Annotated in this window: 9 protein-coding genes; 5 read left to right on the forward strand and 4 right to left on the reverse strand. The window is 41.9% G+C overall.

All coding sequences use genetic code 11. From position 1 onward, the window contains the following. Positions 1-113 precede the first annotated feature (113 nt). Positions 114-2,471, forward strand: a complete 2,358-nt coding sequence (locus AB4140_RS01410) for a penicillin acylase family protein (protein WP_371999483.1) — start codon at positions 114-116, stop codon at positions 2,469-2,471. Here the strand turns inward: AB4140_RS01410 and AB4140_RS01415 are convergent. Continuing rightward, positions 2,468-3,436, reverse strand: coding sequence for a TDT family transporter (locus tag AB4140_RS01415; RefSeq protein WP_102477072.1), 969 nt, complete (start codon positions 3,434-3,436; stop codon positions 2,468-2,470). The genes AB4140_RS01410 and AB4140_RS01415 overlap by 4 nt on opposite strands. Before the next feature lie 233 nt (positions 3,437-3,669). Between AB4140_RS01415 and AB4140_RS01420 the strand changes: the two genes are divergently transcribed. Beyond that, on the forward strand, positions 3,670-4,596 hold the full coding sequence (locus AB4140_RS01420) for a LysR substrate-binding domain-containing protein (RefSeq protein ID WP_371999485.1): 927 nt from the start codon (positions 3,670-3,672) through the stop codon (positions 4,594-4,596). 437 nt (positions 4,597-5,033) lie between these two features. Here the strand turns inward: AB4140_RS01420 and AB4140_RS01425 are convergent, their stop codons facing one another. Continuing rightward, positions 5,034-5,408, reverse strand: coding sequence for a hypothetical protein (locus AB4140_RS01425; RefSeq protein ID WP_102520808.1), 375 nt, complete (start codon positions 5,406-5,408; stop codon positions 5,034-5,036). 409 nt (positions 5,409-5,817) lie between these two features. Between AB4140_RS01425 and AB4140_RS01430 the strand changes: the two genes are divergently transcribed. The 3 genes from AB4140_RS01430 (at position 5,818) to AB4140_RS01440 (ending at position 10,462) form a co-directional block, all read left to right on the forward strand. After that, a complete protein-coding gene (locus AB4140_RS01430) occupies positions 5,818-7,539 on the forward strand; it encodes a bifunctional protein-serine/threonine kinase/phosphatase (protein ID WP_102439037.1) in 1,722 nt (573 codons plus the stop codon). A 50-nt stretch (positions 7,540-7,589) separates the two neighbouring features. Beyond that, entirely contained in the window at positions 7,590-8,030 is a 441-nt protein-coding gene (gene cynS / locus AB4140_RS01435; RefSeq protein WP_102439039.1) for a cyanase, read from the forward strand. Between the two features lie 506 nt (positions 8,031-8,536). Further along, positions 8,537-10,462, forward strand: a complete 1,926-nt coding sequence (locus AB4140_RS01440; protein WP_241901124.1) for a bifunctional diguanylate cyclase/phosphodiesterase — start codon at positions 8,537-8,539, stop codon at positions 10,460-10,462. Positions 10,463-10,769: 307 nt separating this feature from the next. On the opposite strand, the gene AB4140_RS01445 is transcribed toward AB4140_RS01440, so the two are convergent. Further along, positions 10,770-12,236 carry a carbon starvation protein A gene (locus AB4140_RS01445; protein WP_102439041.1) on the reverse strand — a complete coding sequence of 489 codons (1,467 nt, stop codon included), beginning with the start codon at positions 12,234-12,236 and terminating at the stop codon, positions 10,770-10,772. A 530-nt stretch (positions 12,237-12,766) separates the two neighbouring features. After that, entirely contained in the window at positions 12,767-13,303 is a 537-nt protein-coding gene (locus tag AB4140_RS01450; RefSeq protein ID WP_303502833.1) for an NUDIX hydrolase, read from the reverse strand. Positions 13,304-13,359 lie beyond the last annotated feature (56 nt).

The following is a 13,359-nucleotide window of genomic DNA, read 5'->3' on the forward strand; positions in this document are numbered from 1 at the left end:
TTTATAAACGCTATTTTATAACGTTAAGTTATTTTGCTATAAGCAATAAAATGCTGTTAACAAACTAGTAACCTTGGTTATCATAGACTCGAATATTCTTTAGGGTCATAACCATGTCTATTAGCTTTACCAAGGTGTTGCAATCTAACGTCACCAAATACACGCTCACCAGCCTAGTCGTACTGATCATGCTGGTGTTATTAGCCATTTATAGTGTATTGCGCCTAAGTATGCCCAGCTTAAATACAAGCTTTAATAGCCAAGATATAACAGCGCCTGTCACCATTGAACGTGATGAACTCGGCACGGCGATTATCAGCGCCAGCAACCGCCTTGATGCCTCTTATGCCCTTGGCTATGCCCACAGCCAAGACCGCTTTTTTCAAATGGACTTATTACGACGCAATGCCGCAGGTGAACTGGCTGAAATATTTGGTGAAAAGGCACTTGAGCGCGATAAAAACCGCCGCTTTCATCAGCTACGCAAACGGGCACAAATGATATTTGATGGCTTAACCACAAAAGAAAAGCAAACCCTTAGGGTTTACACTAAAGGGGTAAATGCCGCACTGAAGGCGCAAACTCTGTCCTCATTTGAATACCTACTCACCCAATCAAGTCCTCAACCATGGCATGAAACCGACAGCTTATTGGTCATATTTAGTATGTATCTTGATTTACAAGGCAATACCATTAAGCGAGATATGGCCTTAACCCAAATAAAACAGACCTTTGGCCCCGATATGCTGGCATTTTTAACCCAAACAAGCCACCATCAGGCAGCTCTTGATGATAGCCAAATCCCCTACTTTGACGGCGATATCCCAACACTTGAGCCCCAGCTTTTGGCTCAAGCAAACAGCAGCACAATCACCGCCCCATTAGAGGTCGGCAGCAATAACTGGGCAGTGACCGGAGAGCTTACCAAGTCTGGCCGGGCAATGTTATCTGATGATATGCACTTATCGTTTGCCGTACCTATTATCTGGTATCGAGCGCAATTAAATTACCCCAGCATTAGCGATGCTAAAACCAATAATGTCCCAAATAATACCAATCCATCGGCGCAAATAACTGGCGTCTCATTACCCGGCGCGCCAACCATTGTTGTGGGCTCTAATGGCAAGCTCGCTTGGGGATTTACCAACAGTTATGTGGACACCGCTGACTGGGTTGAAATTGACGCCAACACTGAAATAGCGCTTGAATATGAGCCGATTAAACTGCCCAGCTCAGAAGTGATGCATACAGTACAAGTCAGTGAATATGGCCCGGTAAAAACCGTTAATGATAAAAACTACGCACTATCATGGGTCGCCCATCAAGACTATGCGGTTAATATGGGCTTAATTGAACTAGAGCAAACAACCACAGTCGATCAAGCCATGGCATTAGCCAGCAGTATCGGTATTCCAGCACAAAATATGTTGTTAGCAGACAGCCAAGGTAACGCGGGCTGGAAGATAGCTGGCGCGCTACCAAGTCGTAGTAATCCTGCCAATGTCGCTCAAACAACAACTGAAGTGCAAACCCAAGCTTGGCAGCAACCCCAACCCAATGTCCCAAGTGTCATTAACCCACTCAGCCATCGTATTTGGACCGCTAATTCACGGGTGCTCTCCACCCAAGATTTAGCCCAATTCGGTGATGGCGGCTATGCTCTTGGGGCCCGCGCTACGCAAATTCGGGACAGATTACATGAGCAAGAGCAATTTACTGAAACTGATTTTTTTAATTTGCAGCTAGATAATCAAGCACGATTTTTACAGCCTTGGCAGCAATACCTACTTAATCTGCTAAGCCAACAACCCAAACGGTTCGCTGAAGATGTTAAGTTCATCAATCAATGGGGCGATTGTGCCTGTGCAGACTCGGTGGGCTATAGCTTAGTAAAACATTTTCGCGCCGCCATGATAGATCAAAGCTTTGCGCCGATTGAAACTAATCTAACAAGCCAAGGCAGCAGCTTAGCTGTGATTAAGCGCTATTTAGAAACGCCTATGTGGCAACTGATCAATCAGCAGCCTAAAAGCTGGCTACCTAAGCAATTCCAAAGTTGGGATGAATTTGCCATCAGCGCCTACAAACAGGCTAAAACCGCCTTACTTAAACAGCACAGTCAAGATAATCAGCTAGCTGATTTACGCTGGGGTGAGGTAAATAAGCTCGACATTAAGCACCCATTTTCAAAACAGATGCCCTTACTGAGCCATTGGTTAGATATGCCTGCTGCACAAGGTTATGGCGACAGCTTTATGCCAGCGGTGCAAGGTGCCTCATTTGGCGCCTCACAGCGATTTATTGTACAACCGGGCAATGAGCAAGATGCCATCATGAGCATTCCTGGTGGGCAATCTGGCCACCCGTTATCGCCTTATTATCGTAGTGGCTATCAGCAATATGTTAATAATCAAGCTACGCCATTATTGCCACAAACTATTGAGCACACATTAACCATTAAGCCGCGCTAAACTTGCGCGGATTTTGCCCTTCGGGGTTGGTAAAAGTGTAAATAGCACGCGGCCACATACACCACTACCACGGTGGCTATCGATAATTCTATAATAGCCAGTATCCGCACTTGCTGAATGTATTGCTCAGCCATATTAATGCTTTGCATCCAGCTGATCATTTTAAATAATGCTGTCGCGCCTATGACCATAGGGAAAGTAAACGCGGCATAGCCAGGGCTAAAAGGGAGGGTTAGTAACTTAAAGAAGGCTAAATAAATAATACTGGTCATCAGCACTGCAATGCCAAATAATAAGGCAATGATAATGGGTGATGGCGTAGCCGTTACCGTTAAATAACCCGCTAGTGATAAGCTTGCTGGCGCCGCTAAAATTGCCATGGTCGGTTTAGCCGCATCAGGCACTTCATGGGTAAATATCAAACGATAAATCATCACCGGCAGCATCAAGGCATAGGCAAGCATGCCAAATACCAAGGCGATATGGGCGATTAATGTCAATTGCGGGTTACCTGAAAAAGACACATCGGCCACGATAATCCCCACCGGCGGCACAAACCAACTTGGCACCATATGATGTAGCTCAAATGCTTTAGCGCGGTGATATAAAAAGCTAATCAAAAATACGATATGAAGCCCTACTGCAAATAACCATAAAGCATCACCGACTTGAGGGTAAAAATGCCCAACTGAGTTAGATACTACCATGGTGGCCATGGCAAAGGTCGGTACTACACTGCCAACCACAGGGTGCGCTAAATCTGCCTTTAAGGTATGAGACAGCAATAAAAACTTCAGCGTTAACACCAGTAATAATAGGCTCGCAATAGCAGCGCTGCCCCATTGACCATAACCCTGAAAATCGGCGAGATTCTCCCAGCACCAACCTAAGCTAGCAATCGCCAATGCTAAGCCTGCCATAGGGGTTGGAGCGGTCATTAATTTAGCTTTAGCGATGTTTATCATGGTGGCCTCAACTTAACTCTCGGATAAACCCCTTTGTTAGCAATCAAAGAGATTGCAATAAAAGAGTTTCAACTTTTTAGCTTGAGTTGATATTACTCTTGCTAATTGTTCAGATATATCCAATTATTTAAAACATGCGTTAAGTTTAATTGAACGTATAATTAGGCCATCAACAAAACAACTGACAATAAAAGCAAACTGGCGTTAAACCTAAGTCAGCGCTAATGATAACCATGAAAAGCGGGGATGATAACACCATGGCGATACTGATATCTTTGCGGCAGCTCAATGTATTTAACGCTATTACTCAGCACAACACCTTAACTGCAGCAGCTGAAAAACTATACTTATCAAAAGCGGCGGTAAGCATGGGGCTAGCAGAGCTTGAAAAACACTTAGGACAGCCACTATTTGATCGCGTAAATAATCGACTTATCCTTAATCAAGAAGGTCAAAAACTGCTGCCTTTGGCCGATGAATTACTGGATCGCGCCCAGCAAATCAATACCCTCTTTGATGATGAGCACGCCAATAGCGGTAAACTCAGGCTTGGTAGTAGTGACACCATAGGCAACCATGTTAGCCCTTATTTACTGAGCCAGTTTCGCCAGCAACAGCAACACTTCAGCCAAAGTTTATTCATTTCAAACTCCGCCACTATTTGCCAAAAACTGCTTGATTTTGAACTAGATGTCGCCTTAATTGAACGAGATAATTACCACCCAGATCTCCTCTCTGTGCCCTTCAGTGCCGATAACATGTGTGTTATTAGTGCTTCTGAGCACCCTCTAGCTAAGCTTGAAAAGGTAACTATTAACGATTTAGACAATCATGATTGGGTGTTAAGAGAGCCAGGTTCCGGATCGCGAGAATGCTTTATCAATACGCTGGCACCACAACTTAAACACTGGCAACTGGCCTTTGAGCTTAATACCACAGAGGCGTTAATTAGCAGTGTCTCAGCAGGGCTGGGCTTAGGTTGCTTATCCACCTTAGCCGCGCAATATGCTATAGAAAGTGGTCGAGTTAGTTTACTCAAACAACCAATTGAAATGCCGCGCAGCTTTTGGCTGCTGGTACATAAAGACAAATACCAAAGCCCACTACTCAAAAGATTTATGACGTTTTGTTTGCAATGGCAATCAAGTGTTCAGCTTTGATATCAATAAGGTATTGCAGCGGCAGTAATGCCGCCCATTTGTTTCTGATTGCTAGTACATAAAGACAAATACCAAAGCCCACTACTCAAAAGATTTATGACGTTTTGTTTGCAATGGCAATCAAGTGTTCAGCTTTGATATCAATAAGGTATTGCAGCGGCAGTAATACTGCCCATTTGTTTCTGATTGCTAGTACATAAAGACAAATACCAAAATCCACTGCTCAAAAGATTTATGAGGTTTTGTTTGCAATGGCAATCAAGTGTTCAGCCTTGATATCAATAAGGTATTGCAGCGGCAGTAATGCTGCCCATTTGTTTCTGATTGCTAGTACATAAAGACAAATACCAAATCCCACTACTCAAATGCTTTATGAGGTTTTGTTTGCAATGGCAAACGAAAAACTAAATAACTTGTTCATCGAGTCGAGCTGAAAATCACTTCGTAGTAGGTGCCGCTACCGTTATACGCTCTTGGTTAGATAAGCGAATTTGAATGCCATCCACAGTGGTAATACGCTGCGCTTCAATGTCTTTTTTGCGCACATAATAAGTTGCCGACATCGCTTCAACAGGCGATGAAATGGTCACTTGCACAATTTTATTATCGTCATACCATGACCAGCCCCAAAAGGCTGCAGTTACTAGCATCGAAACGGCGATCATCGGATAAATAATCAACTTTGAAAATAGCGGTGAAGAATCACTGCCCATTGACACTAAAGCCGGCTTTTTCTTTGTGCCACGACCGCTGCGTATGTACAGCACACAAGCGACGATCACTAACAAGGTTACCAGTATTTTTGTAAGCACAGCGTGTTCCACAGTTAATTAGCTTAAGTATAATTATACTGATTTTAAAGATATAAACCGTTATATAAAACACAGCCCGTTAAATTAACTATTGCTAATGGATAATGTTTTAACCCCAAAGCCAATAAGCCAGTCACAGCCGCTATTTCGATCTATTTAAGTGCGTTAATTATTCGCACTGCACCATTACGTAACAAAGCAAACGACCAACTGAGCGCCATCACAGACTTTCATTGGTTTAACTTAGTTACCGCTAGGCAATAGTAATGCTGCAACGCTATAACTTGTTAGCCTTTTGACTGAGTTAACATTGCGCACTGGCCACGTTTTGGAATGTTAGTTGCACTTAAAAGCAAGTATTTATGATTGGCGCTGATGAGCCATTACTTTTAGCTTAATAAGAAAATATATGACTCGAAAGCTCACCGTTTCAATAGGCCAATATTCCAACAAAGGCATTAAGGAAATCAATCAAGATTTTCATGGCGCCACGATCCCAAAGCAACCACTATTGACCTCTAAGGGCATTGCTATTGCCATTGCTGATGGGATCAGTAGTAGTGATGTGAGCCAAATTGCCAGTGAAGCTAGCGTAAGGGGCTTTTTAGATGACTATAGTTGCACGCCAGAATCTTGGTCGGTTAAAAAGTCCGCCGCTCAGGTGCTAACCGCCACAAACTCTTGGCTCTATTCCCAATCCCAAAAAAGTGAACATCGATTTGATAACGATCGTGGTTATGTATGCACTTTAAGCGCGATGGTCTTCAAATCGACCACTGCCCATATATTTCATATTGGTGATAGCCGCATTTATCGGTTGCGGGATAATGAAATAACTCAGCTTACTGAAGATCACCGCCTGTGGATAAACGCTCATAAAAGCTACCTTAATCGCGGCCTAGGTATCAGCCCCTTCTTAGAAATCGATTATGATGCTAAGGCACTAGAACTCGGTGATACTTTTATCTTAACAACCGATGGCATTTATGAATTTATTTCCGAAGACGAAATTAACTCATTAATAAAATTACATCATCAAGCCTTAGATATTGCCGCCCAAGTCATTGCAGAGGTTGCACTGGCCAATGGCAGCCAAGACAATTTAACCATTCAAATTATCCGCATTGATGACTTGCCGCTGCAAAGCGCTGATGAAGCTTTACAAAAACTCACCGAACAACCTTTTCCACCTATTCTTGATGCCAGAATGAATTTTGACGGCTATCAAATCCTCAGGGCTTTGCACCATAGCAGTCGCAGCCATGTGTACTTGGCCATGGATATCGACAACCTAGAAAAAGTTGTCATTAAAACACCATCAATAGATTTACAAGGTGATCCTGCTTATCTTGAACGATTTTTAATGGAAGAGTGGATTGCCAGAAGGCTAAATAATGCCCATATCCTTAAGCCTTGTCCGCCCACTAAACAGCGTAATTATCTCTATGTAGCCATGGAATACATCGAAGGCATTACCCTGAGCCAGTGGATGTTAGATAATCCACAACCCGCTATTGAAACCGTGCGTGATATTGTCGAGCAAATAGCTAAAGGCTTGCGGGCTTTTCATCGGCAAGAAATGATCCATCAAGATTTACGCCCTGAAAACATCATGATTGACATTAATGGCATGGTAAAAATCATAGATTTTGGCGCCACCAAAGTAGCTGGTCTTGCTGAAATATCATCCCCAATCGTACATGCCGATATTCTCGGCACAGTGCAGTATACCGCCCCCGAATACTTTGTAGGTGAAGTTATCACCCATATGGCTGATAACTTTTCACTGGCGGTGATCACCTATCAAATGCTCAGCGGCAAATTACCCTTCGACGGTAAGATGTCCCAAGCAAGGACCAAAGCGGCGCAAAACCGCTTGGTATATCAATCAGTATTGGATGATGAGCGCGACATCCCGGCCTGGATTGATGATGCGTTAAAAAAAGCGCTCCATCCTAATCCTTATAAACGCTACAGTGAATTATCAGAATACTTATACGACTTGCGTCATCCCACTCAAGCTTTTTTAAATAAAACCCGTGCCCCACTTATCGAGCGCGAGCCTGTTAAGTTCTGGCAAGGGATTTGTGCAATCTTAAGTCTCATCATCTTGCTATTAATATTTCGCTGATGTGCTAATTAACTTTACCTTAACTATGTCACTTAAACTGGAGCTGCACTATGGAAATCAACACCCTAAGTAAAACGATTTTAGCTGCCAAAAAAGCACAAAAACTCACCTTCAATGATATAGGTCAGATGGTGGGCCGAGATGAGGTCTGGGTGGCGGCATTATGCTACGGCCAAGCCTGTGCATCTGAAGCTGAAGCAATTCAAATTGCACAAGCCTTAGGTATCGAAGCAGAGCAAATGATGCCACTAACCAACTCCCAACTTAAAGGCTTAGGCCCGACAGTGCCTACCGATCCATTGGTGTATCGCTTTTACGAGATCATGCAGGTGTATGGTATGCCGATGAAAGCTGTGATCCATGAAAAATTTGGTGACGGGATAATGAGCGCAATCGATTTTAGTTTAAACATTGATAAAATTGAAGATCCCAAAGGCGATCGCGTATTAGTGACCATGAATGGTAAATTTTTACCTTATAAGAAATGGTAACTGGCAATTACAACTGAGCTAGACAAGGTGTAACTACCTAGACCATGCCTCGCCGATTAATAAATCCTATCGCCATTAATGGGCGGTGGGATTTTTGTAACAGTGACGCGATAAAGTTAACCGAAGCAGCGCTATTACCTTAATACTTTTGTGCCATCTATGTTGGGCAAATAACTGACGGGTCAAAGCCAATTGGCTATAGTGCCGAATATAATGCTAATTCATATTATTACTTCACCTTATTGCACTGTAAAAAAAGCCAATTTAAAGCCAGTTACAAATCTGGTTAAGACGCTTCCCTCGTCCACAGAAAAAGCTTTGTTACATTCGTAACACATTATATTTATTGCACTTTTTAACAATTCGATAACCCAAAAAATCTTGTATCCCCGTATTAATGAGCTTATAATTCAGCCGCTACATCATTGAAACAAAATTGCTAACTACCGTAAACAAAATGCGAACATCATACGATTTTCAATCGGCACACTTTACTAAGACTCTTTATGACTAAAATTTCAAAGTTCGTATTCATGTTAATTAGCTTTTTGATGATGATGAACGTATTACTGGTGTTAAGTTTTAGCCAGGGTATCGATGCTATTCATACTGAAAATTTTCACCACAACGTAATTAAGATTGCACCTGCCAATGTCATAGATACTAATTCCAATTGGGAAAAGTGGCTGTTTTTAGAAAATGATATCGTGAAATCTGGGCAGCATTACTTTGCGGTACTGGCTCGGGATGACAATGAACTCACCGTAGTCAAGGTCACAGACGTGTTTGGCGCTATGATGATGTTCAGTAATGTGCCATTACTACTCATGTTTCTATTTGCCTGCTTTATCCCTTTTTATATCAAAGCCAGTTCTGATAAGAAGAACAGTGCATCACTTGAATTTATCAGTAATGAAACCGATAAATTGTTAGCGACCTTCAAAATAAAGCAGCCAAACAATCACACTAACAATACTCTGTCACACATTAGCGTGGCATTAAATGAGTTAAATAGGCATGTAAAACAACAAAATATTGATACCCAGTTAACTATATTTCAAGACAAGCTCACCGGTCTTGTCGATCGCCATGCCTACCTTGAACACTTAGAAAAACAGTTACAACGCGCCCAAAAAGATGGCACCAAACAAGCCTTACTATTCATAGACTTAGATGGATTTAAACAGGTTAATGACTCCTTTGGCCACAGCTTTGGCGATGAGGTGCTCATTCAAGTTGCCAATCGATTATCCACAGTGATCAGAAACCATGACCTTAGCTATATCGGCTCTGGGGTAAATTTAGAGCTAAATCTATCCCGCTTAGGCGGTGATGAATTCTCTATTTTTATTGATCACATTGACGATGACAACCGTGCAGTGGAAGTCGCTAAAAACGTGCTACAAGAAGTTGAACGAGATTTCGTACTTGGTAATAAAATCATAAAAATTGGTGCTAGCATTGGCATTGCTAGCTACCCTGACAGCGCATCAAACCCCAATACACTATTACAAATGGCCGATGTGGCCATGTACCGCGCCAAAGCCGATGGCCGCGGTATTTTTCGTGTCTATTCGCCAGAAATGGGTAATAAAATTCGCCGCTATCACTACCTACTCGAAGAAATGCGTTTAGCCATTGCCAGCCAAAATTTCAGCTTATCATTTCAACCGATTGTCAGCGTTGATGACTGCAGTATCGATTACTTCGAATGCTTAGTCCGTTGGAATCACCCTATTGAAGGCCCAATCACCCCAACTGAATTTATCCCAATCGCAGAAGACTCAAACTTGATCATTGAACTGGGTAACTGGATTTTATTTGAAGCCTGTCGCCAAATGTCAGCTTGGCACAATGCCGGCATGAATAAAGTCCGAATTTCAGTGAATATCTCAGGGGTGCAATTAAAGCATGTGCCGTTATACGACTGGATTATGGACACCTTAGCGAAAACAGGCTTACCAGCTAGAGCATTATTATTGGAAATAACAGAATCATGTTTAATCCATGCATCTGACACTATTATTAATGATTTACAAAAACTACGCCGCCAAGGGGTATTAATTGCCATCGATGATTTTGGCACTGGCTTTAGCTCCCTTTCAACATTGGCTAATTTACCCGTTGATGTGATCAAAATTGATAAGCTGTTTATTGACCAAGCTACTATTAACCCTAAATACGAAAAGATTTTAGATTCGATTAGTAACTTGGGGAAAACCCTTGATTTAAAAGTGGTTGCTGAAGGCGTTGAAGTGGCCTCTCAATTTGAATTAATCAAAAAACTGGGCATTCATTGTGTGCAAGGTTACCTCATCAGTCGACCTGAAACCTCATTCAATGTTGGTTCTAAAGTGATTAAAAACAACCTCAACCATATTGCATTAACGGGCACAGGTGTGTGTAATCCGATTATCAATAAAGATGAATAAACCTAACCGCAGCTAGCCTTAATAAAGGGCATGATAGCAGCATCTACCTTGCCCTTCATTTTTTGGGATACGTCAAATTGACCACACTCAGTGAATAGAATGGCTAATCGCTATTACTGATCATCAACTGACTTCTAAGCTGGCTTTTTAACTTGCTGTACGACCCAATTTAGGCATAAAAAAACCGATGCATACATCGGTTTTTGGGGCTTAAATAACATCTTTTATGTGATTGCTTAACTGCGATCACCTAATTGTTATCATCTATCGTTTAAATCATTGCAGAATTAGCCGATATCAGAGCCTATTAAGCGTGCGCGACTTTACGTTTACTGTGGGCAATAATCAGCCCTACTAAACATATAATCCCAACAGCGATACCCACTGGCTGGCTTAACTCTTGTGGTAAACCAAGGCCAACACCCGCAGTCATAATATAAGAGACTGTGATAGAAGTACCGACGATTGCAGGTAAACTCACAATCCAATGGAAAGTACCACGGTTAAATAAGTACTTAGTTGCCAACCACAGTACACTGGTTGAAAGTAACATGTTGGAGAAGGCAAAATAGCGCCAGATTAATGAGAAATCAATCTTAGTCATAAAGTATGCAATCACCAGAATTGGAATGGCTAATAGCAAACGGTTACGCATACTTTGCGGGATTTTAAACGCATCAATGATGGTCAAACGTAATGAACGGAACGCGGTATCCCCTGAGGTTATCGGGAAAATTGCTACAGCAATAATCGCCATAATACCACCAGCAACGCCAAGATAAGTGCTCGCAACTTGGTTCACTACAAGGCCAGGCCCACCCGCATCAAGAATACTCTTAAGCTCAACATATCCACCAGGGAAAGCCGCAATACCTGCTGTTGCCCATACGCAAGCAACAATACCTTCAGACATCATTGCGCCATAATAAACTGGGCGAACATATTTTTCATTGGTTAAACAGCGAGCCATAATAGGGGCTTGAGTAGAATGGAAACCACTAATGGCACCACAAGTTATGGTGACAAATAATAACGGCCATACTGGTAAACCATCAGGATTTGGCTCCAGTAAATCATTGTTGTAATGGCTATGGTCAAAATAAGCAAAAATATCTGCAACCTCGGGCAATTGCGGCGCACTGATAAGCAGTGCCACTGCAATTGATACTGTCATCACAATCATGAGTAGACCAAATAATGGGTACAATTTAGTGATAATTTTATCAATGGGTAACAGTGTCGCTAAGAAGTAATAGCCTAAAATAACCAATACCCAAAAGGTATTGTTAGCCAAGATGGTACCTTCAAATAACTCTAAGTTACTTAACAGTCCCGCAGGACTCATAATGAACACCACACCAACGAAGAACAATAACATCGCAGTGAATACCAACATCACCCCTTTAAAGTACACATTAAAATAGTGACCGGCGATTTCAGGTAAGCTTTTACCGTCTTCTTTGATGCTCATAACTCCAGAGAAGTAATCATGCACCGCGCCGCCAATAATATTACCCAATACAATCCACACTAAGGCGATTGGACCGTATAATGCCCCCAGGATAGGACCAAAGATTGGCCCGACACCAGCAACGTTTAAAAATTGAATAAGGTACGCTCTAACGGGATGAACTTTGACGTAATCAACCCCATCGTCAAAACGTGTTTGAGGTGTTTTTGCATTTGGGTCAATGCCCGCTTGGCGCTCAACAAAAGGGCTGTAGAATTTATAAGCGAGGACTAACATCGCAATACAAATAAAGAAAATTAGCATTTTTTATTATCCATACTTGGTAGGGTATTTGGTTAGCATAGAGTGTCAGGTAGTTACTAACATTGGTCAAGCTATCCAGAGTTATACCAAGGTCGGGGTTGCGTTACTCAAATCATTAAACTGTAGATATATTACCAACCAAAAGAAATAATCATTCGCGTGACATCAAATCGCCCCTATCAATAAAGCTTAAGCCACTAATAAAACAGCTATTTCAATAATTTAGTCAGTCTCTATGAAAACTGTATTTCAAAACTGTTGCTTAATTACTAATTAATAAACCTGCAAGCAAAAGCCATTTTTGTGATCGCCGTCCATACTTGGAAATTCAAAAGAACGTTCACATCTCAAAAAGTAGCAAGGTAGCTATTTATTAAAGAGCTTAGCAATTAAGCACTAAGCAGTTATAACCATACTCGCCGCAATGACGACGCCCCTACGTTATTTGCTGGGCGTTAAAGGAATATGTTGAGTAACCATTATTAGCTCAACACTAACTCTACGACCCCAAGTATCCTCTTAGCTCAAAGCTAGCTATTGATAAGCTCAGCTTTAATTAGCTTAAGTAAAAAGGTTTCACGTTCAATGGATAAACCTTTTTTAGCGCTATTGGCAATGGTATTAAGGTTGTGCTGAATCGCTTCATCAATATCAATCCATACAGGCTGCATGCCGTTGCTAATTTCGTGGGCTTCAAATCGGGTCTCACCCAGCTCACTATCTATCTCACAGCTAAAACAGTAGCTCAGCATGTTTATCACTTTATAGCCATCACGCTCCCAAGGGCGATACTCTTCATAAACCCCAAATGCGGTAATATTGCTAATAGATTTCGCACCGGTTTCTTCTTGTAACTCGCGGATCAACCCTTGCTCAATATCTTCATGGGCATCAACACCGCCACCTGGCAAGCTGTAATCGTGATAACGCTCGGTATATAACATCAAAATATTATTACCTTTTAATACAATTGCTCTAGCAGCAATTCGCGTCAGCATATGTGGTTGATTAGCAGCAACAAACTCGATAGGTGTGTCAGAGTGATGACAGGTTTTTAAGTGGCGCATAATATTCAATATGATGAAAAAGCGCATGATACGTGGCAAATAACTTGATTTCAATC

Origin of the sequence: Shewanella sp. 10N.286.51.B2 (assembly GCF_041469265.1) — a bacterium.
Classification (GTDB): domain Bacteria; phylum Pseudomonadota; class Gammaproteobacteria; order Enterobacterales; family Shewanellaceae; genus Shewanella.